A 19105-nucleotide genomic window follows, 5' to 3' on the forward strand; every position below is an offset into this window, starting at 1 on the left:
CATGGCGGAGCAGAACCCGCTGAAGGTCCACAACCTCCGGCCCGCCCCGGGCGCCAAGACCGCCAAGACCCGTGTGGGTCGTGGTGAGGCGTCCAAGGGTAAGACCGCAGGTCGTGGTACCAAGGGCACCAAGGCCCGTTACCAGGTTCCGGAGCGCTTCGAGGGTGGCCAGATGCCCCTCCACATGCGTCTCCCGAAGCTCAAGGGCTTCAAGAACCCGTTCAAGACCGAGTTCCAGGTCGTGAACCTCGACAAGCTGAGCGCGCTGTTCCCCGAGGGTGGCGAGGTCACCGTTGAGGGACTCGTCGCCAAGGGTGCCGTTCGCAAGAACAGCCTCGTCAAGGTCCTCGGCCAGGGTGAGGTCACCGTGGCGCTGCAGGTGACGGTTGACGCCGTCTCCGGCTCCGCCAAGGAGAAGATCACCGCCGCCGGCGGTACCGTCACCGAGCTCGTCTGAATTCTTCAGGCCACTCGATGACTTGAGCGATTCCCAGCCGGGGATGCCCCACATATGGGGCATCCCCGGTTGGTCGTTCCAAGGGGGGCACGGTCGCCGGTAAGGTGGCGTGCACTGTCTAAGCTCCGTACGGTCTGCCCGTGCGGTTTTTCTGACTGATACGTATTCGTCGATCCTCAGACCACTACCTCTTGCGCACGCGCGCGGGGGTCGCAGGAGGCACCGTGCTCACCGCGTTCGCCCGGGCGTTCAAGACGCCCGACCTGCGCAAGAAGCTGCTCTTCACACTCGGCATCATCGTGATCTACCGGATCGGTACGCACATTCCGATCCCGGGCGTCAGCTACAAGAACGTCCAGACCTGCATGGACCAGAACAGCACCAATCAGGGGCTCTTCGGTCTGGTGAACATGATGAGTGGCGGCGCGCTGCTGCAGATCACGATCTTCGCGCTCGGGATCATGCCGTACATCACGGCGAGCATCATCCTGCAGCTGCTGACCGTGGTGATCCCACGCCTTGAGGCCCTCAAGAAGGAGGGGCAGGCAGGTACGGCGAAGATCACGCAGTACACGCGTTATCTGACCGTCGCGCTCGCGATCCTCCAGGGCACCGGGCTTGTGGCCACCGCCCGTACGGGTTCGCTGTTCTCCGGCTGCCCCGTCGCCACCGAGATCGTCCCGGACCAGTCGATCTTCGTGACCGTCACCATGGTCATCACGATGACCGCGGGTACGGCCTGCGTCATGTGGCTCGGTGAGCTCATCACCGACCGGGGCATCGGCAACGGCATGTCGATCCTGATGTTCATCTCGATCGCCGCGACGTTCCCGAGCGCTCTGTGGGCCATCAAGAAGCAGGGCTCCCTGGCCGGCGGCTGGATCGAGTTCGGCACCGTCATCGCGGTCGGTCTTGTCATGGTCGGTCTTGTCGTCTTTGTGGAGCAGGCTCAGCGCCGCATTCCGGTCCAGTACGCGAAGCGAATGATCGGCCGCCGTTCCTACGGCGGAACGTCGACGTACATTCCGCTGAAGGTCAATCAGGCGGGCATCATCCCTGTGATCTTCGCCTCCTCGTTGCTCTACATCCCTGCTCTGGTGGCCCAGTTCGCGGGCGGCAACTCGGGGTGGAAGCAGTGGATCGAGGCGAACCTGACAAAGGGCGACCACCCGATCTACATCGCGACGTACTTCTTGTTGATCGTGTTCTTCGCCTTCTTCTACGTGGCTATCTCGTTCAACCCCGAGGAAGTCGCGGACAACATGAAGAAGTATGGTGGCTTCATCCCGGGCATCCGGGCTGGCCGTCCGACCGCTGAGTACTTGAGCTACGTACTCAACCGGATCACGTGGCCGGGCTCGCTGTATTTGGGGCTGATCGCTCTTGTGCCGACGATGGCGTTGGTGGGCTTCGGCGCGAACCAGAACTTCCCGTTCGGCGGGACAAGCATCCTGATCATCGTGGGTGTGGGTCTGGAGACCGTGAAGCAGATCGAGAGCCAGCTTCAGCAGCGCAATTACGAAGGGTTCCTCCGCTGATGCGAATCGTCCTCGTCGGGCCGCCCGGTGCGGGCAAGGGAACGCAGGCCGCGTTCCTCGCCAAGAACCTGAAGATCCCGCACATCTCCACGGGCGACCTCTTCCGCGCCAACATCAGCCAGGGCACGGAGCTGGGCAAGCAGGCGAAGGCCTACATGGACGCCGGCAACCTCGTCCCCGACGAGGTCACCATCGGTATGGCCCACGACCGCATGACGCAGCCGGACGCCGCGAACGGCTTCCTGCTCGACGGCTTCCCGCGGAACGTGTCGCAGGCCGAGGCCCTGGACGAGTCGCTCAAGACGGACGGCCAGAAGCTCGACGCGGTGCTCGACCTCGAGGTCCCCGAGGACGAGGTGGTCAAGCGCATCGCAGGCCGCCGCATCTGCCGGAACGAATCCAGCCACGTCTTCCACGTGGCGTACAGCAAGCCGAAGACCGAGGGCGTCTGTGACGTCTGCGGCGGCGAGCTCTACCAGCGCGGTGACGACCAGGAAGAGACCGTGCGCAAGCGGCTCGACGTGTACCACCGCGAGACCGAGCCGATCATCGACCACTACAAGGCCCAGGGCCTGGTGGTGACGATCTCCGCGCTCGGCAAGGTGGACGAGGTCACGGAGCGCGCGATGGCCGCGCTGAAGACCGACAAGTAGCCAGTACGCTGTACGGCCGCGGTGCCCCTAGGGGGACCGCGGCCGTAGTGTTGTGTGCGTAAGCGGTTGTTGGACGGATGACGGAGAGCGGAAGCCCCATGGTGCAGATCAAGACCCCCGAGCAGATCGCGAAGATGCGTGAGGCGGGCCTTGTCGTCGCCGCCGTCCACGCCGCGACGCGTGAGGCGGCGGTGCCCGGCGCCACCACGAAGGACCTGGACGACGTCGCGCGCAAGGTGATCGCCGAGCACGGCGCGAAGTCCAACTTCCTTGGGTACGGCGGCTTTCCGGCGACGATCTGCACCTCGGTCAACGAGGTCGTCGTACACGGCATCCCGGACGACAAGACCGTCCTGAAGGACGGCGACATCATCTCCATCGACGCGGGCGCGATCATCGACGGCTGGCACGGCGACGCCGCCTACACCGCGTTCGTGGGCACCGGTCACGCCCCGGAGCTCGTCGAGCTCTCCCGGGTGACCGAGGAGTCCATGTGGGCCGGCCTGGCCGCCATGAAGCAGGGCAACCGGCTCGTCGACATCTCCCGCGCCATCGAGACGTACATCCGCCGCCAGCCGAAGCCCGGCGGCGGCAAGTACGGCATCGTCGAGGACTACGGCGGCCATGGCATCGGCACCGAGATGCACATGGACCCGCACCTCCTGAACTACGTCGAGCGCCGCCGCGGCAAGGGCCCCAAGCTGGTCCCCGGCTTCTGCCTGGCCATCGAGCCCATGGTCTCCCTCGGCACGCCCCGCACGGAGGTCCTGGAGGACGACTGGACGGTCATTACGACCGACGGCACGTGGTCCTCGCACTGGGAGCACTCGGTGGCGCTGACGGAGGAGGGGCCGATCGTGCTGACGGCTCCGGATGGCGGCAAGGCGAAGCTGGCGGAGTATGGGGTCACTGTGGCGCCCGATCCGTTGGGGTGAGCTCGACCTCCACAGGCTGCTTAAGGATCATCCCGATGGGGCATTCTTCCTCGATTCGTCTTTCCGGGTGGCCTGACGTAGACTGACTCGTCGGCTCTCGTGCATCCGTGTGCCTGCATGCGGCGTACGAAGTCGATCAAGGTAGCCGATTCGAAGGGCGAAGCGTGGCCAAGAAGCAAGGTGCCATCGAGATCGAGGGCACTGTCGTCGAGTCTCTTCCGAACGCCATGTTCAAGGTTGAGCTCCAGAACGGCCACCAGGTCCTGGCACACATCAGCGGCAAGATGCGTATGCACTACATCCGCATCCTCCCTGACGACCGGGTCGTGGTGGAGTTGTCTCCGTACGACCTGACGCGTGGCCGGATCGTCTACCGGTACAAGTAGATCTTGCCCGCACCCCATTCGCGTGGGGTGATGGCACTGACCCGGAGAACCTCACCAATGAAGGTCAAGCCGAGCGTCAAGAAGATCTGCGACAAGTGCAGGGTGATCCGCCGTCACGGCCGGGTCATGGTCATCTGCGACAACCCGCGCCACAAGCAGCGCCAGGGCTGACGCACTACTGCCGTTCGCAGATTTTCGCGCGACGCACGTAAGCACATGTGCAGGACCCGTCCCTCTTCAGTGATGGAGGGCGACACCCCCGGTCGGAGGCCGGGGACCCAGGATGTACCTCGTACGGCACCTGGGAATGGTCCTGCTGAAGACCTCCGAAAATCAACAGGAGCCTTGAATGGCACGCCTTGAAGGTGTTGACCTCCCGCGCGAAAAGCGTGTCGAGGTCGCCCTCACGTACGTGTTCGGCATTGGCCGCACGCTGTCCCAGCAGACGCTGGACGCCACCGGTGTGGACCGCAACACCCGTGTTCGTGATCTGTCCGAAGAGGACCTGATCAAGATCCGCGAATACGTGGACGCCAACATCCAGACGGAGGGTGACCTCCGCCGCGAGATCCAGGCCGACATCCGCCGCAAGGTTGAGATCGGCTGCTACCAGGGTCTGCGTCACCGTCGTGGCCTGCCCGTCCGCGGTCAGCGCACCAGCACGAACGCACGTACCCGCAAGGGCCCGCGTCGCGCCATCGCCGGTAAGAAGAAGCCGGGCAAGAAGTAGTCCTCGCTCAGCGGTCTATCGACAGCTGTCGCTGCAGGACCGACCACCTCCCGTAGGAGTAATAGATGCCCCCCAAGGGTCGTCAGGGCGCTGCCAAGAAGGTGCGCCGCAAGGAAAAGAAGAACGTCGCTCATGGGCACGCCCACATCAAGAGCACGTTCAACAACACGATCGTGTCCATCACGGACCCGACCGGCAATGTGATCTCGTGGGCCTCCGCCGGCCACGTCGGCTTCAAGGGCTCGCGCAAGTCGACTCCGTTCGCCGCGCAGATGGCCGCCGAGTCGGCCGCGCGTCGCGCCCAGGAGCACGGCATGCGCAAGGTTGACGTCTTCGTCAAGGGTCCGGGTTCCGGTCGTGAGACCGCCATCCGTTCGCTGCAGGCGACCGGCCTTGAGGTCGGCTCGATCCAGGACGTGACGCCCACGCCGCACAACGGCTGCCGTCCGCCCAAGCGCCGCCGCGTCTGACGCACGGTTGTCTTAGTTTTTCCTGGGTTCGGGCGGTACGGCTCTTCGGAGGCGTGCCGCCCGTACCCTTGCAGTAACAGCAGGGCGTCAAATAGCGGTCGCCCATGACTGAAGGATCGCAACATGCTTATTGCTCAGCGCCCGTCGCTGACCGAAGAGGTCGTCGACGAGTTCCGCTCCCGGTTCGTGATCGAGCCGCTGGAGCCGGGCTTCGGTTACACCCTCGGCAACTCCCTGCGTCGGACCCTTCTCTCGTCGATCCCGGGTGCGGCCGTCACGTCCATCCGCATCGACGGTGTCCTGCACGAGTTCACCACCGTGCCGGGCGTCAAGGAAGACGTCACCGACCTCATCCTCAACATCAAGCAGCTGGTCGTCTCCAGCGAGCACGATGAGCCCGTCGTGATGTACCTGCGCAAGCAGGGTCCCGGTCTCGTCACCGCCGCTGACATCGCCCCGCCCGCCGGTGTCGAGGTGCACAACCCCGACCTGGTCCTCGCCACGCTCAACGGCAAGGGCAAGCTGGAGATGGAGCTGACCGTCGAGCGCGGTCGCGGCTACGTCTCCGCCGTCCAGAACAAGCAGGTCGGTCAGGAGATCGGGCGCATCCCGGTCGACTCGATCTACTCGCCGGTCCTGAAGGTCACGTACAAGGTCGAGGCCACGCGTGTCGAGCAGCGGACCGACTTCGACAAGCTGATCGTCGACGTCGAGACCAAGCAGGCCATGCGTCCGCGTGACGCCATGGCGTCCGCCGGTAAGACGCTGGTCGAGCTGTTCGGCCTGGCGCGCGAGCTCAACATCGACGCCGAGGGCATCGACATGGGCCCCTCGCCGACGGACGCGGCCCTGGCCGCCGATCTCGCCCTGCCGATCGAGGAGCTCGAGCTCACCGTTCGGTCGTACAACTGCCTCAAGCGCGAGGGCATCCACTCCGTGGGTGAGCTTGTCGCTCGTTCCGAGGCGGACCTGCTCGACATTCGCAACTTCGGTGCGAAGTCGATCGACGAGGTCAAGATGAAGCTCAATGGCATGGGCCTCGCGCTGAAGGACTCGCCTCCCGGGTTCGACCCGACCGCCGCGGCTGACGCCTTTGGCGCCGATGACGACGCCGACGCCGGGTTCGTCGAGACCGAGCAGTACTAGATCTGAATTTTGCTGCGGGCCGGCTCTGGCTGGTCGCGCAGTTCCCCGCGCCCCTACGGGGCGCGGTGCCACTGACCCCGGTACCTGATACGGCCGGGGCAGACATCAAGGAGAAACACCATGCCGAAGCCCACCAAGGGTGCCCGTATGGGCGGCAGTGCCGCGCACGAGAAGCTTCTGCTGGCGAACCTTGCCAAGCAGCTCTTCGAGTACGGCCGCATCACCACCACCGAGGCGAAGGCCCGTCGTCTGCGTCCCTACGCGGAGCGTCTGGTCACCAAGGCGAAGAAGGGTGGCCTTCACAACCGCCGCCAGGTGCTGTCCGTCATCACCGACAAGAGCATCGTGCACACGCTCTTCACGGAGATCGGCCCGCGCTACGAGAACCGCCCGGGTGGCTACACCCGTATCACCAAGATCGGTAACCGTCGTGGCGACAACGCGCCCATGGCGATCATCGAGCTGGTGGAGGCCCTGACCGTGGCGCAGGCTGCCACCGGTGAGGCCGAGGCGGCCACCAAGCGCGCTGCCAAGGACGCCGAGGTTTCTGAGCCCAAGGTCGACACGACCAAGGGCGATGAGGCTGCCGAGGAGTCGAAGGACGCCTGAGGCTCTGCCTTGCTGTGAGCGGGTCCGCCCTTCGGGGCGGGCCCGCTTTCGCGTGGTCGGCCTCCTGAGAGGATCTGTTCTGTGAGTGATGAAGTAGAGCCCGGCTTCGTGCGGGTGCGTCTCGACCTTTCGTACGACGGCAAGGACTTCTCCGGCTGGGCCAAGCAGCGCCAGGGGCAGCGGACCGTCCAGGGCGAGATCGAGGACGCGCTTCGGACCGTGACGCGGTCGCAGGAGACGTACGAGCTGACCGTCGCCGGGCGCACCGACAGCGGGGTGCACGCGCGAGGGCAGGTCGCTCATGTGGATCTGCCCGAGGCAGTGTGGGCCGAGCACAGTGACAAGTTGCTGCGGCGGCTCGCCGGGCGCCTTCCGCACGACGTACGGGTGTGGAAGCTGGCCGAGGCTCCCGCGGGGTTCAACGCGCGGTTCGCGGCCGTGTGGCGGCGTTACGCCTATCGCGTGACCGACCACCCCGGCGGTGTCGATCCGCTGTTGCGCAGTCATGTGCTGTGGCACGACTGGGAGTTGGACCTCGACGCCATGAACGCCGCGGCCGAGAAGCTTCTCGGCGAGCATGATTTCGCCGCCTACTGCAAGAAGCGTGAGGGCGCGACGACCATTCGTACGCTCCAGGAACTGCGCTGGGAGCGGCGGCCGGACGGGATCCTTGAGGCGACCGTGCGGGCCGATGCCTTCTGCCACAACATGGTGCGGTCCCTGGTCGGGGCCATGTTGTTCGTGGGGGACGGGCATCGCCCTGTGGACTGGCCCGCCAAGGTGCTCGCCGCCGGGGTGCGGGACTCCGCCGTGCATGTCGTACGGCCGCACGGGCTGACCCTTGAGGAAGTCGGTTACCCCGCCGACGAGTTGCTCGCCGCCCGCAGCAAGGAAGCGCGCAACAAGCGGACGTTGCCCGGCGCCGGGTGCTGCTGAGCCCCGGCTGCCGAACTGACGGACTACTGCGGGGCGTTGGCCGCGGCGGAGGCCTGGGCCTCGCCCCGCCGGTTGATCTGGCCGAAGGCGAAGCGGGCCAGGTCGTCGCCGACGGTGTAGACCTTGCGCTCCTTCGTCGTGACGTCCTTGTCGCTGGTGAAGCCGGACGTCGTGAAGTAGGCGTAGCGGCCGTACGCGTTGTAGGTGCCCCGGCAGACCGCCGTACGGCAGAAGCTGGGCACGCCCTTGCCGGGCAGCGAGACGACCAGGCCTTCCTTCGCCTGTTCGTTGACCTTGGTGGCCTGGGCCGCCGTGTCGAAGACGGCGACGCCGACCGTCACGGCGATGTTGCCCTTCACATAGCTGGCGCGGAACAGCTGCGTGCAGTCGTTCTTGGTGAGGATCGTGCCGAGCGCGGCCTGGGTGTTGCTCGCGCACTTCTTCGTGCTGTCGGTGGCGCCCTTCTTGTAGACGCGGTCGCCCGAGGTCAGCGACTTGCCGGGGAAGAGCGTCTCGGCGCTGAGCGGCGCCTTGTCCTTCTTGGCGCTGGAGATGAACTCCTTGGGGTCCGGCGGGGGCGGCGGTGTCGTCTCCTCGAAGGACGGGCCCGGGTTCGTGCTCGCGCCGGGGATGTCCGCGGTCGACGGCAGCTCGCTGGCCGGCTTGTTCGACGCGGTGGAGTTGTCGCTGTTCGCGGAGACCACCGCGATGGCGACGGCGGCCGCGACCACGACGGTGGCGAGCGCGCCGCCGCCGATCATCAGCCATTTGCGGCGCCGGGTGCGCGATTCGGATGCCTCGGCGAGCGCCGCCCAGTCAGGGGTCTGTGAATCCCCTGGACCCCACTGAGGTCCCCCTTGCCCAAAGCTCATGCGCCGCATCTTAGACGGGCAGTTGGGGATGTTGAGCGCGGGCCGGGGGGTCGCCCGACCTAGCCTGATCCCTATGAATACGGGCAAAAGTGCTGTTAGTGGGTGGTTTCTGCGGCCGGTGGCCTGGCACGCCTGGGCGGCGCTCGGGGCCGTGCTGCTCGCCGCGGTCGTCCGGGTGGGGCTGCGGGGCTCCGGCGGCGGGATGGACAACGCCATCGTGGTGCGGGCGGCCGAGGCCTGGCTGGAGGGGCGCTCGCCCTATGCCGACCGGCACTTCCTCTATCTGCCGGGTGCCGTGATCGCCGCGCTGCCGCAGGCGCTGCTTCCGCAGTCCCTCGTGCGTTTCCTCGTCCCCGCCGGGGTCACGGCCGGGCTCGTCTTCGGGTGGGGGTGCGCGCTGCGGATCCACGGAGTGCCGTGGCGCAGCCGGTTCGCGGTGTTCGGGCTGCTCGCGCTCGCCCTGGGGTTCGCGCCGTTCGGGCACCTCATCAACCTCGGCAACTGGACCGTGGCCTCGGCGGCGGCGCTGCCGCTCGCGCTGCTGCTCGCGTGCCGGGAGAGGTGGGTGGCCGCGGGCCTGGTGATCGGAGCCGCCGTCGCCGTGAAGCCGCTGCTGGCTCCGGTGGTGCTGCTCTTCGTCTTCGCCCGGCAGTGGCGGGGGCTCGGGGCGGCGGTGCTCGTGCCCGCTGTGGTTTCCGTGGGGGCGGCGCTCGCCATGCCGGATCCGGCGGGGTTCTTCACGCGGACGCTGCCGTTCCTGCTGCGGGGCGACGACACCTTCGTACGGCTCTATGAGGCGTCGCCCGGCGCGGTCCTGCCGCGACTCGGGGTGCCGCGGGGGGTGGCGTCGCTCCTTGGCTTCGTGGCCGCGGGGGCGGGGGTGTGGGCCGCGTGGCGGCGCTGGGGGAGTGGCGGCGGGCCGCGGGAGGCCCGGGTGGTCGAGACGGCCGTGATGCTGATGCTGGCGGCCTTCCTGGTGTCCAGGCCGTCGTACGACCACTATCTGCTGGTAGTAGTTCCGCTGCTGCTCGCAGGGGCGCTCGTGCCGGGGGCCGTGGCCCGGGGGGCGTGGTTCTGGCTGGCGCTCGTCCCGCAGGTTCCGGGCTTCGCCTGGCCCTGGCTGGAGCCCGGGACGCGGCGGGCCTTCAGGGACTGCGTCACCCTGTGTGTGCTGGCCTTCACGGTCGCCCGGTCCTGTCTGCGGCCGAGGGCGGTTACCCTGGACGGCGCGGAACCGCCCGAGGCGGTGGAGTCGGCGGTGCCGGTCTCCAGTTCCGCGTTTTGACCCGTACGGGACGGCACGGGTACTCTCGGAAATTGTTATACGTATTGGCTTCGTCGTTCTCACGCGAAAGGGGCCCTTACGTAGGTTCCCTGGAGCAGTTACCAGTGGCTCGCATACGGGCAGCGTCCCCGGCATTGTGAGCCCCAGCTGCATGATCGCTTCCTGGGTGCCGTGTGTCTGGACCCCATCCACTGAAGAAGCGAAGGCTACGAAGTGCGTACGTACAGCCCCAAGCCCGGCGATGTGACCCGCCAGTGGCACGTCATCGACGCTCAGGACATCGTCCTGGGTCGTCTGGCGACCACTGCCGCCAACCTCCTGCGTGGCAAGCACAAGCCGGTTTACGCGCCCCACATGGACATGGGTGACTTCGTCGTCATCATCAATGCCGACAAGGTGCACCTCTCCGGCAACAAGAAGACCCAGAAGCTGGCGTACCGCCACTCCGGTTACCCGGGTGGTCTGCGTTCCGTCCGCTACGACGAGCTTCTCGCGAAGAACCCCGAGAAGGCCGTCGAGAAGGCCATCAAGGGCATGATCCCCAAGAACACCCTGGGTCGTCAGATGCTCTCGAAGCTGAAGATCTACGCGGGTGACCAGCACCCGCACGGCGCTCAGCAGCCGGTCCCGTTCGAGATCACCCAGGTCGCGCAGTAGTTCCGGCCACCACCCCCAAAGACGTAAAGAAATCTGAGGAGAATCGTGGCCGAGACCACCGTTGAGCAGCCGGTCGAAGAGACCGAGGTCGCTGACGTCGAGCAGTACACCACCGAGTCCGAGGTGCCCGTCGAGGGCGAGTACACCTCTGAGTCGAACGCCGCGCGCTTCGGCGACCCCCAGCCGGCCGCCGGCCTGGGCCGTCGCAAGAACGCCATCGCCCGTGTCCGGATCGTCCCGGGCACCGGCAAGTGGAAGGTCAACGGGCGCACGCTCGAGGACTACTTCCCGAACAAGGTCCACCAGCAGGAAGTCAACGAGCCCTTCAAGGTGCTCGAGCTCGACAACCGCTACGACGTCGTCGCCCGCATCTCGGGTGGTGGCGTCTCCGGTCAGGCCGGTGCGCTCCGTCTCGGTGTCGCCCGTGCGCTGAACGAGGCCGACGTCGACAACAACCGCGCCGCCCTCAAGAAGGCCGGTTACCTCAAGCGTGACGACCGTGCGGTCGAGCGCAAGAAGGCCGGTCTCAAGAAGGCCCGCAAGGCTCCGCAGTACAGCAAGCGCTAATCTGCCTGCTTGTACTTTTCGTTCGCCCCGGCGGCACGTTGTGTGCTGCCGGGGCGTTCGTTTATCGGAAACCTGGAGGAGGACAGCAGTGGGACGACTCTTCGGTACGGACGGCGTGCGCGGCGTCGCCAACGCGGATCTGACGGCCGAGCTCGCGCTCGGGCTCTCCGTGGCGGCGGCTCATGTGCTCGGCGAGGTGGGGACGTTCGAGGGCCATCGGCCCGTCGCGGTGGTCGGGCGTGACCCGCGCGCGTCAGGGGAGTTCCTTGAGGCCGCGGTGGTCGCCGGTCTCGCGAGCGCGGGCGTGGACGTCCAGCTCGTCGGTGTGCTGCCCACCCCCGCGGTGGCGCATCTCACCGGTGCGCTGGGCGCCGACCTCGGCGTGATGCTCTCCGCGAGCCACAACGCCATGCCGGACAACGGCATCAAGTTCTTCGCGCGCGGCGGCCACAAGCTGCCCGACGAGCTCGAAGAACGCATCGAGTCCGTGTACGAGCAGCACCGCACCGGTGCTCCCTGGCAGCGCCCCACGGGCGCGGGCGTCGGCCGGGTGCGGACGTACGACCAGGGCCTCGACCAGTACGTCGCGCATCTGCTCGGCGTGCTGCCCAATCGCCTCGACGGGCTGAAGATCGTCCTCGACGAGGCGCACGGCGCCGCCGCCCGTGTCTCGCCCGAGGCGTTCGCGCGCGCCGGTGCGGAGATCATCACGATCGGCGCCAAGCCGGACGGCCTGAACATCAACGACGGCTGCGGCTCCACGCACCTGGGCCTCCTGAAGGCCGCCGTCGTCGAGCACGGCGCCGACTTCGGTGTCGCGCACGACGGGGACGCGGACCGCTGCCTCGCCGTGGACCACACCGGCGCCGAGGTCGACGGCGACCAGATCCTCGCCGTCCTCGCGCTCGCCATGCGGGAGCACGGCACGCTGCGCTCGGACACCGTTGTCGCGACGGTCATGTCGAACCTCGGCTTCAAGATCGCCATGGAGCGCGAGGGTCTTTCCCTGGTGCAGACAGGCGTCGGCGACCGGTACGTCCTTGAGTCGATGAAGGAGCACGGCTTCGCCCTCGGCGGCGAGCAGTCCGGGCACGTGATCATCCTCGACCACGCGACCACCGGCGACGGCACCCTGACGGGGCTTCTGCTCGCGGCGCGCGTCGCCGAGACCGGGCGCAGCCTCGCGGAGCTCACCGCGGTCATGGAGCGGCTCCCGCAGGTCCTGATCAATGTGCCCGACGTCGACAAGTCGCGCGTCACCACCTCCGCCGAGCTGTCGGCCGCCGTCGCCGAGGCCGAGCGTGAACTCGGCGCGACGGGACGGGTGCTGCTGCGCTCGTCCGGCACGGAGCCGCTGGTGCGGGTCATGGTGGAGGCCGCCGACATCGAGCAGGCGCGGTCCGTGGCAGGACGCCTCGCCGACGTGGTGAAGTCGGCCCTCGGCTAGAGCAGTTGTGCCTTGGCGGTACGTTCGCGCTGCTTGGCCCAGAGGAACTTCTGGGTGAGCAGCGTGAGCGTACCGGCGACGACGATGCCCAGCAGGTTGAGCAGGAGCTGTTCCGTGGAGCCCCAGGTCTGCTTCGCGTCGCCGTAGCTGAGCGCCACCGCCGCGTTGGCCGCCGCGGGCACGGTCGTCACCGAGATCGCGACGCCCACCAGGGCGCCCGACTTGGCCGAGGTCAGCGAGAGCATGCCCGCGGCTCCGGCGAGGACCGCCACGACGAACGAGAACCAGTCGGGCGCGTAGACGAAGCCGGTGTTGGGACGGTCCTGGTCCAGCTGCTTCTCGGTGAACAGACCGACCGCGTCCATGAAGAAGCTGAAGCCGACCGTCACCGCCATGGCGACGGCGAAGCCCGCCAGGATCGCGATGAGCGAGCGCACCGCCAGGCGCGGCGCCCGCTGGACCAGGGCGGTGCAGAAACCCGCCAGGGGGCCGAACTCCGGTCCGACCGCCATCGCGCCCACGATCAGGATCGCGTTGTCGAGGACGACACCGCAGGCCGCGATCATCGTGGCGAGCGTGATGAACGCGACGTACGTGATCGAGAGCGTCGACTCCTCGTGGGTCGCGTCGGTGAGCTGCTCCCACAGGACCGCGTCCGCGCCTTCGCCCGGCGCCTCGTCCTCCGCCTTGTCGGCGCGCAGGGAGAGCGAAAGGTCGATGTTCTCCAGCGCGATCGAGCCCGACTTGTGGATGTCAAGCGCGCGCAGGCCCCCGATCAGCGTGTCGCCCGCCTCGCGGGCGACATCGCACATCACGACGTCGCCCACCGGGTTGCGGGCCGCTCCCGGTACGACGGCGAGGTGTGTGGCGCCGACCGTGCCCTCGATCAGACGCACCACCGCGGCCGTCTTGTCGGCCGGAGTGATCAGACGTAGATGCAGCATCCGCGCAGGGTATCCGGGAGGCCGCCGGCGGTCACAGCTTGCGCAGGCTCAGCCGCTGCACCTTGTGGTCGGGGCCCTTGCGGATGACCAGGGTCGCCCGGCCGCGGGTGGGCGCCACGTTCTCCAGGAGGTTGACCTTGTTGATCGTGCGCCAGGTGGTGCGGGCGTAGTCAAGGGCCTCGTCCTCCGATACCTGGGTGTACTTGCGGAAGTACGAGGACGGGTTCTGGAAAGCCGTGTCGCGCAGCTTCTTGAAGCGGTTCAGGTACCAGCCCTCGATGTCGTCCGCGCGCGCGTCCACGTACACGCTGAAGTCGAAGTAGTCGGCGAGTCCCACGCGGGTACGGCCGTCCTTGCCGGGCAGAGCGGGCTGCAGGACGTTCAGGCCCTCGACGATGAGGATGTCGGGGCGGCGGACCGTGAGGCGCCGGCCCGGCACGATGTCGTAGATCAGATGGGAGTAGACGGGCGCCGTCACCTCGTCCTTGCCCGCCTTGATGTCCGCCACGAAGCGGGTCAGGGCCCTTCTGTCGTACGACTCCGGGAAGCCCTTGCGGGACATCAGGCCGCGGGCCTGGAGTTCCTTGGTCGGCAGGAGGAAGCCGTCCGTGGTCACCAGCTCCACGCGGGGGTGCTCGGGCCAGCGGGAGAGGAGCGCCTGGAGGAGGCGGGCGACGGTCGACTTGCCTACGGCGACCGAGCCGGCGACTCCTATGACGAAGGGCGTGCCCGACTGGGAGCCCTTCTCGCCGAGGAAGGTGTTGAGGGCGCCGCGCAGGCCGTCCGTCGCGCCCACGTAGAGGTTGAGGAGGCGCGAGAGCGGGAGGTAGATGTCCCGCACTTCGTCCAGGTCGATGACGTCGCCGAGGCCGCGGAGCTTCTCCACCTCCTCCGCTGTCAGGGGCAGGGGCGTCTTCTCGCGAAGGGCGCTCCACTCGCTGCGGGTGAGGTCGAGGTAGGGAGTCGCCTCCGGCTTGTGCCGGTGGGCGCTCCGCGGTGCCGTCGGGGGCACGGAGACCGAAGGGATCACAGTCCATTGTTACGGCTGTTTGAACGGGATGGAGGGTGGGGTGCGTCACCCCCTACGTCCCCCGTGGGCCGCGGGCGGTTCCGTGGCGGGGGCTCGTAGGCTGCTGAGCGTGATTATTGGGGTCGGTATCGACGTGGCCGAGATCGAGCGGTTCGAGGCCGCGCTGCAGCGCACGCCTGGAATGGCCGAGCGGCTTTTCGTGGAGCGGGAGTTGCTGCTGCCCAGCGGGGAGCGGCGCGGGATCGCTTCCCTCGCGGCGCGGTTCGCGGCGAAGGAGGCGCTGGCCAAGGCGCTGGGGGCGCCGGGCGGGCTGCGGTGGACGGACGCGGAGGTGTTCGTCGAGGCGAGTGGGCAGCCGCGGGTGCGGGTGAAGGGGACGGTGGCGGCGCGGGCCGCCGAGTTGGGGGTGCGGTCGTGGCATGTGTCGCTCAGCCATGACGCCGGGGTGGCCTCCGCCGTGGTGATTGCTGAGGGGTAGCCCCTGGGTGACACTCGAAGGCATGCGTACTGCGTACAGCGTCGAGACGGTCAGGGCAGCGGAGCGGGAGTTGATGGCCGGGGTGCCGGAAGGTGCCCTGATGCAGCGGGCCGCCGCCGGGCTCGCGGTGGTCTGCGCGGAGATCCTCGGCAAGGTGTACGGCTCCCGCGTCGTGCTGCTCGTGGGCAGCGGTGACAACGGCGGTGACGCCCTGTACACCGGGGCCCGGCTCGCCCGGCGCGGGGCGGGTGTCTCCGCGGTGCTGCTTTCGCCTTCGCCCGAACGGGTGCACGGGGGTGGGCTCGCCGCGTTCCGTGCGGCCGGGGGGCGCGTGGTCGCTGACGGGGGCGAGGAGGCTCTCCGTAGGGCCGATCTCGTGGTCGACGGGATCGTGGGCATCGGGGGAAAGGGCGGGCTGCGGTCGGAGGCGGCTCAACTCATGGGCGCCGTACGGGAGTCGGGCGCTCCCGTGGTAGCCGTCGATCTGCCGAGCGGCGTCGACGCCGACAGCGGGGAGGTCGCAGGCGAGGCGGTGCGGGCTGATGTGACGGTGACCTTCGGGGCGTACAAGCCGGGGCTGTTGATCGATCCCGGGCGGGAGTACGCCGGTGTCGTGCGCCTGGTCGAGATCGGGATCGAGCCGGGGGCCGCCGAGGCCGAGGCCCTTCAGTACGCCGATGTCGCCTCGCTGCTGCCGATGCCCACGGGGGAGAGCGACAAGTACCGGCGGGGCGTGGTGGGGGTCGTCGCCGGGTCGGCCCGCTATCCGGGGGCGGCCGTGCTCTGCGTCGCGGGCGCTCTGCGGGCTGGAGCGGGGGCCGTGCGGTACGTGGGGCCCGCCGCCGACGCGGTCATCGCCCGGTTTCCCGAGGCGCTGGTCTCCAGTGGGCCGGCCCACAAGGCGGGGCGGGTGCAGGCCTGGGTGGCGGGGCCCGGGCTCGGGGACGACGCCGAGCGGCTTGGGGACGTGCTCGCCGCCGATGTGCCGGTGCTGATCGACGCGGACGGGCTGCGCCTTGCGGATGCGGGCGCGGTGCGGGGGCGTACGGCGCCCACGCTGCTCACTCCGCACGCGGGCGAGGCCGCCGCGCTCCTTGGGACCACCCGGGAGGAGGTCGAGCGGGGGCGGCTCGCGGCCGTGCGGGAGCTGGCGGCAGCGTATGGGGCGACGGTGCTGCTCAAGGGGGCCACGACGCTGGTCGCCGACGAGAGCGGCGCGGTGCGCGTGAACCCGACAGGCACCCCGTGGCTGGCCACCGCGGGAAGCGGCGACGTGCTGTCGGGCCTGGCGGGCTCCTTGCTGGCCGCGGGCCTCGGCGCGAGGGACGCGGGTTCCGTGGGCGCCTACTTGCATGGCCTTGCGGCCCGGCACGCGGCGGACGGGGCGCCGGTGGGTGCGCAGGACGTGGCGGAGGCGATTCCTGCGGCTTGGCGGGATGTGCGGGGGTAGGGGGCGGGGGCTCGGGGGGCGCAGGCCCGGGCTCTGAGGCGCGTGGCTGCCAGGGTGTCAGCGGGCTCTGAGACACTGGTCGGCGTTATGACTGAGACCGCACCCTTGCGTGCCCGCGCCGAGATCGACCTGGCCGCCCTCCGGGCCAATGTGCGGACTCTGCGCGCCCACGCCCCAGGCGCCGCCTTCATGGCCGTCGTGAAGGCGGACGCGTACGGGCACGGCATGGTGCCCTGCGCCAAGGCCGCCGTAGAGGCGGGAGCCACCTGGGTGGGCGCCGCGACCCCCGAGGAGGCGCTCGCCCTGCGGGCCGCCGGGATCCAGGGGCGCGTCATGTGCTGGCTGTGGACGCCGGGCGGGCCGTGGCGTGAGGGTGTCGAGGCCGATCTCGACATGTCGGTGAGCGGCTTGTGGGCCCTGCGCGAAGTGACCGCCGCGGCACGGGCGGTGGGGCGTACGGCCCGCGTCCAGCTGAAGGCCGACACCGGCCTCGGGCGCAACGGCTGTGGGCCCGCCGACTGGCCCGAACTCGTCTCGCAGGCGCTCCAGGCCGAGGCGGAGGGCCTGGTCCGCGTCACGGGCCTCTGGTCGCACTTCGCGTGCGCCGACGAGCCGGGGCACCCCTCCATCGCCGCCCAGCTCACGCTCTTCCACGAGATGGTCGCCGCCGCCGAGGCGCGCGGGGTCCGCCCCGAGGTGCGGCACATCGCCAACTCCCCGGGGACGCTCACGCTTCCGGAGACCCACCTCGATCTCGTACGTCCGGGAATCGCGATGTACGGGATCTCGCCGAGCCCCGAGGTCGGCACCCCGCAGGATTTCGGGCTGCGGCCCGTCATGACGCTCAGCGCCTCGCTCGCCCTGGTGAAGCACGTCCCGGGGGGTCACGGCGTGAGTTACGGGCATCACTACGTCACACCGGGCGAGACGACCCTGGGACTCGTCCCTGTCGGGTACGGCGACGGGATCCCGCGGCACGCGTCCGGCACAGGACCCGTGCTCGTCGGCGGCAAGTGGCGCACGGTCGCAGGGCGGGTGGCGATGGACCAGTTCGTGGTCGACCTCGGCGGGGACGAGCCGGCGGTGGGCTCCGAAGCCGTCCTGTTCGGACCCGGTGACCGGGGCGAGCCGACCGCCGAGGACTGGGCGCAGGCCGCGGGGACCATCGCGTACGAAATCGTCACCCGCATCGGATCGCGTGTTCCGCGCGTCTATGTGAATGAGTGACGGACGGGCGGGGGACGGCCGAAGAGAGCGGACCGACGACTGAGGACGACTGAGTAGGAGCGGCACGTGAGCGAGACCAGCACGGGGGCGGCCGCGGAAGCGGTGGCGGAAGCCGCCGCGGCGGCCGGTACCTGGCGCCGGGCCGGTCTGGCCGGCGCCGCGATAGGCGTCGTCGCCGCGGGAGCCGCCGCCGGTGTCGCCATCGAACGGCTGACCGTCGGCCGCGGCATGCGCAAGAAGGCGCGCCTCGCGCTCGACGCGTCCGGGCCGTACGGATCGCTGCGCGGCATGCCCGGCACGGCGTACGCGGACGACGGCACGGAGCTCTCGTACGAGGTCGACGAGCTCGACAAGGCCACGGCGGACAGCGCGCAGGCACCGCGCCGCCGCAGGCTCTTCGGGCGCAGGGCACCCGCTCCGGTCACCGTCGTCTTCAGCCACGGCTACTGCCTGAGCCAGGACTCCTGGCACTTCCAGCGGGCGGCCCTGCGCGGCGTCGTGCGGTGTGTGTATTGGGACCAGCGCAGCCACGGCCGGTCGGGGCGCGGCGTGGCGCAGCTGGAGGACGGGCAGCCGGTCTCCATCGACCAGCTGGGGCGTGACCTGAAGGCCGTCATCGACGCGGCGGCGCCCGAGGGACCGCTCGTCCTCGTCGGGCACTCCATGGGCGGCATGACGACGATGGCGCTCGCCGACCACTTCCCCGAGCTGATCCGCGAGCGCGTCGTCGGCGTCGCCCTCGTCGGTACGTCGTCCGGGCAGCTCGGCCAGGTCAACTTCGGTCTGCCGGTCGCCGGGATGAACGCCGTGCGCCGTGTCCTGCCCGGCGTCCTGAAGGCGCTCGGCTCGCAGGCCGAGCTGGTCGAGAAGGGGCGCAGGGCCACCGCCGATCTCTTCGCCGGCGTCATCAAGCGGTACTCGTTCTCGCAGAAGGACGTGGACCCGGCGATCTCGCGGTTCGCCGAACGGATGATCGAGTCGGTGCCGATCGACGTGGTCGCGGAGTTCTATCCGGCCTTCGGCGAGCACGACAAGGCGGAGGCGCTGAAGCACTTCGCCGAGCTGCCGGTGCTCGTCCTGGCCGGGGAGAAGGACCTGGTGACGCCCATCGAGCACAGCGAGGCCATCGCCGATCTGCTCCCCGACGCCGAGCTCGTGCTCGTCCCCGACGCCGGGCACCTGGTCATGCTGGAGCACCCCGAGGTGGTCACGGACCGGCTCGCGGACCTCCTGACCCGGGCGGGCGCCGTGCCGGCGGCGGCCGACGCGCGGACGTCCAGCGGCTAAC

At 68.9% G+C, this 19105-nt stretch carries 22 protein-coding genes; 19 read left to right on the forward strand and 3 right to left on the reverse strand.

The features are described from left to right. The first annotated feature begins 1 nt into the window (after position 1). The 11 genes from rplO to truA all read left to right on the forward strand — a co-directional run bounded on the left by rplO (position 2) and on the right by truA (position 7860). Positions 2-457 (forward strand): 50S ribosomal protein L15, encoded by a 456-nt coding sequence (gene rplO / locus ACGFX9_RS19695; protein ID WP_249588330.1) that lies wholly within the window; start codon positions 2-4, stop codon positions 455-457. A 224-nt stretch (positions 458-681) separates the two neighbouring features. Beyond that, on the forward strand, positions 682-1995 hold the full coding sequence (gene secY, locus ACGFX9_RS19700; RefSeq protein ID WP_393473129.1) for a preprotein translocase subunit SecY: 1314 nt from the start codon (positions 682-684) through the stop codon (positions 1993-1995). Beyond that, positions 1995-2648 carry an adenylate kinase gene (locus ACGFX9_RS19705; RefSeq protein WP_393473132.1) on the forward strand — a complete coding sequence of 218 codons (654 nt, stop codon included), beginning with the start codon at positions 1995-1997 and terminating at the stop codon, positions 2646-2648. The genes secY and ACGFX9_RS19705 overlap by 1 nt, the downstream gene beginning before the upstream one ends. Before the next feature lie 98 nt (positions 2649-2746). After that, complete coding sequence (gene map / locus ACGFX9_RS19710; RefSeq protein WP_393473135.1) at positions 2747-3583, forward strand: type I methionyl aminopeptidase; 837 nt, start codon at positions 2747-2749, stop codon at positions 3581-3583. A 164-nt stretch (positions 3584-3747) separates the two neighbouring features. Further along, positions 3748-3969 (forward strand): translation initiation factor IF-1, encoded by a 222-nt coding sequence (gene infA, locus ACGFX9_RS19715; protein ID WP_003948620.1) that lies wholly within the window; start codon positions 3748-3750, stop codon positions 3967-3969. Between the two features lie 57 nt (positions 3970-4026). Continuing rightward, on the forward strand, positions 4027-4140 hold the full coding sequence (gene rpmJ, locus ACGFX9_RS19720; RefSeq protein WP_003974245.1) for a 50S ribosomal protein L36: 114 nt from the start codon (positions 4027-4029) through the stop codon (positions 4138-4140). A 178-nt stretch (positions 4141-4318) separates the two neighbouring features. Further along, positions 4319-4699, forward strand: a complete 381-nt coding sequence (gene rpsM / locus ACGFX9_RS19725) for a 30S ribosomal protein S13 (RefSeq protein ID WP_135332566.1) — start codon at positions 4319-4321, stop codon at positions 4697-4699. A gap of 65 nt (positions 4700-4764) precedes the next feature. Further along, on the forward strand, positions 4765-5169 hold the full coding sequence (gene rpsK, locus ACGFX9_RS19730) for a 30S ribosomal protein S11 (protein WP_003948617.1): 405 nt from the start codon (positions 4765-4767) through the stop codon (positions 5167-5169). A gap of 123 nt (positions 5170-5292) precedes the next feature. Then, the gene (locus ACGFX9_RS19735) at positions 5293-6315 is read left to right on the forward strand and encodes a DNA-directed RNA polymerase subunit alpha (protein WP_016645160.1); all 1023 of its coding nucleotides are present in this window, start codon (positions 5293-5295) and stop codon (positions 6313-6315) included. A 120-nt stretch (positions 6316-6435) separates the two neighbouring features. Further along, positions 6436-6924, forward strand: a complete 489-nt coding sequence (rplQ, locus tag ACGFX9_RS19740) for a 50S ribosomal protein L17 (RefSeq protein ID WP_393473138.1) — start codon at positions 6436-6438, stop codon at positions 6922-6924. 81 nt (positions 6925-7005) lie between these two features. Next, on the forward strand, positions 7006-7860 hold the full coding sequence (gene truA / locus ACGFX9_RS19745) for a tRNA pseudouridine(38-40) synthase TruA (protein WP_393473141.1): 855 nt from the start codon (positions 7006-7008) through the stop codon (positions 7858-7860). A 23-nt stretch (positions 7861-7883) separates the two neighbouring features. Here the strand turns inward: truA and ACGFX9_RS19750 are convergent, their stop codons facing one another. Beyond that, positions 7884-8732, reverse strand: a complete 849-nt coding sequence (locus ACGFX9_RS19750; RefSeq protein WP_393473144.1) for a hypothetical protein — start codon at positions 8730-8732, stop codon at positions 7884-7886. Positions 8733-8805: 73 nt separating this feature from the next. Here ACGFX9_RS19750 and ACGFX9_RS19755 point away from each other — a divergent pair, with 73 nt between their 5' ends. The 4 genes from ACGFX9_RS19755 to glmM all read left to right on the forward strand — a co-directional run bounded on the left by ACGFX9_RS19755 (position 8806) and on the right by glmM (position 12688). Beyond that, complete coding sequence (locus tag ACGFX9_RS19755) at positions 8806-10017, forward strand: glycosyltransferase family 87 protein (protein WP_393473146.1); 1212 nt, start codon at positions 8806-8808, stop codon at positions 10015-10017. 213 nt (positions 10018-10230) lie between these two features. Then, on the forward strand, positions 10231-10674 hold the full coding sequence (gene rplM, locus ACGFX9_RS19760) for a 50S ribosomal protein L13 (protein ID WP_393473149.1): 444 nt from the start codon (positions 10231-10233) through the stop codon (positions 10672-10674). 45 nt (positions 10675-10719) lie between these two features. Beyond that, positions 10720-11241: a 30S ribosomal protein S9 gene (rpsI, locus tag ACGFX9_RS19765; protein ID WP_393473152.1), complete on the forward strand. Its 522-nt coding sequence runs from the start codon at positions 10720-10722 to the stop codon at positions 11239-11241. Between the two features lie 88 nt (positions 11242-11329). Next, entirely contained in the window at positions 11330-12688 is a 1359-nt protein-coding gene (gene glmM / locus ACGFX9_RS19770) for a phosphoglucosamine mutase (RefSeq protein WP_393473155.1), read from the forward strand. Here glmM and ACGFX9_RS19775 read toward each other — a convergent pair. After that, positions 12685-13632, reverse strand: a complete 948-nt coding sequence (locus ACGFX9_RS19775; RefSeq protein ID WP_393473158.1) for a DUF389 domain-containing protein — start codon at positions 13630-13632, stop codon at positions 12685-12687. The genes glmM and ACGFX9_RS19775 overlap by 4 nt on opposite strands. A gap of 31 nt (positions 13633-13663) precedes the next feature. Next, positions 13664-14644 (reverse strand): type I pantothenate kinase, encoded by a 981-nt coding sequence (coaA, locus tag ACGFX9_RS19780; protein ID WP_393473969.1) that lies wholly within the window; start codon positions 14642-14644, stop codon positions 13664-13666. A gap of 127 nt (positions 14645-14771) precedes the next feature. Between coaA and ACGFX9_RS19785 the strand changes: the two genes are divergently transcribed. The 4 genes from ACGFX9_RS19785 (at position 14772) to ACGFX9_RS19800 (ending at position 19104) form a co-directional block, all read left to right on the forward strand. After that, a complete protein-coding gene (locus tag ACGFX9_RS19785) occupies positions 14772-15140 on the forward strand; it encodes a holo-ACP synthase (RefSeq protein ID WP_393473161.1) in 369 nt (122 codons plus the stop codon). Positions 15141-15162: 22 nt separating this feature from the next. Continuing rightward, complete coding sequence (locus tag ACGFX9_RS19790) at positions 15163-16590, forward strand: NAD(P)H-hydrate dehydratase (protein ID WP_393473163.1); 1428 nt, start codon at positions 15163-15165, stop codon at positions 16588-16590. A gap of 87 nt (positions 16591-16677) precedes the next feature. Continuing rightward, positions 16678-17817 carry an alanine racemase gene (gene alr, locus ACGFX9_RS19795; RefSeq protein ID WP_393473165.1) on the forward strand — a complete coding sequence of 380 codons (1140 nt, stop codon included), beginning with the start codon at positions 16678-16680 and terminating at the stop codon, positions 17815-17817. A 66-nt stretch (positions 17818-17883) separates the two neighbouring features. After that, entirely contained in the window at positions 17884-19104 is a 1221-nt protein-coding gene (locus ACGFX9_RS19800; RefSeq protein WP_393473168.1) for an alpha/beta fold hydrolase, read from the forward strand. Position 19105: the final 1 nt, after the last annotated feature.

The sequence above is a fragment of the Streptomyces sp. NPDC048436 genome (assembly GCF_043200355.1).
Classification (GTDB): Bacteria; Actinomycetota; Actinomycetes; order Streptomycetales; family Streptomycetaceae; genus Streptomyces.

Bases quoted from the DNA above. Each gene is read 5' to 3' on its own strand.
- rpsK (WP_003948617.1), top strand. From the start codon at position 4,765: ATGCCCCCCAAGGGTCGTCAGGGCGCTGCCAAGAAGGTGCGCCGCAAG.
- ACGFX9_RS19750 (WP_393473144.1), bottom strand. From the start codon at position 8,732: ATGAGCTTTGGGCAAGGGGGACCTCAGTGGGGTCCAGGGGATTCACAG.
- ACGFX9_RS19775 (WP_393473158.1), bottom strand. From the start codon at position 13,632: ATGCTGCATCTACGTCTGATCACTCCGGCCGACAAGACGGCCGCGGTG.
- alr (WP_393473165.1), top strand. From the start codon at position 16,678: ATGACTGAGACCGCACCCTTGCGTGCCCGCGCCGAGATCGACCTGGCC.
- ACGFX9_RS19705 (WP_393473132.1), top strand. From the start codon at position 1,995: ATGCGAATCGTCCTCGTCGGGCCGCCCGGTGCGGGCAAGGGAACGCAG.
- ACGFX9_RS19755 (WP_393473146.1), top strand. From the start codon at position 8,806: ATGAATACGGGCAAAAGTGCTGTTAGTGGGTGGTTTCTGCGGCCGGTG.
- map (WP_393473135.1), top strand. From the start codon at position 2,747: ATGGTGCAGATCAAGACCCCCGAGCAGATCGCGAAGATGCGTGAGGCG.
- rplQ (WP_393473138.1), top strand. From the start codon at position 6,436: ATGCCGAAGCCCACCAAGGGTGCCCGTATGGGCGGCAGTGCCGCGCAC.
- ACGFX9_RS19790 (WP_393473163.1), top strand. From the start codon at position 15,163: ATGCGTACTGCGTACAGCGTCGAGACGGTCAGGGCAGCGGAGCGGGAG.
- ACGFX9_RS19735 (WP_016645160.1), top strand. From the start codon at position 5,293: ATGCTTATTGCTCAGCGCCCGTCGCTGACCGAAGAGGTCGTCGACGAG.
- rplO (WP_249588330.1), top strand. From the start codon at position 2: ATGGCGGAGCAGAACCCGCTGAAGGTCCACAACCTCCGGCCCGCCCCG.
- rpsM (WP_135332566.1), top strand. From the start codon at position 4,319: ATGGCACGCCTTGAAGGTGTTGACCTCCCGCGCGAAAAGCGTGTCGAG.
- rpmJ (WP_003974245.1), top strand. From the start codon at position 4,027: ATGAAGGTCAAGCCGAGCGTCAAGAAGATCTGCGACAAGTGCAGGGTG.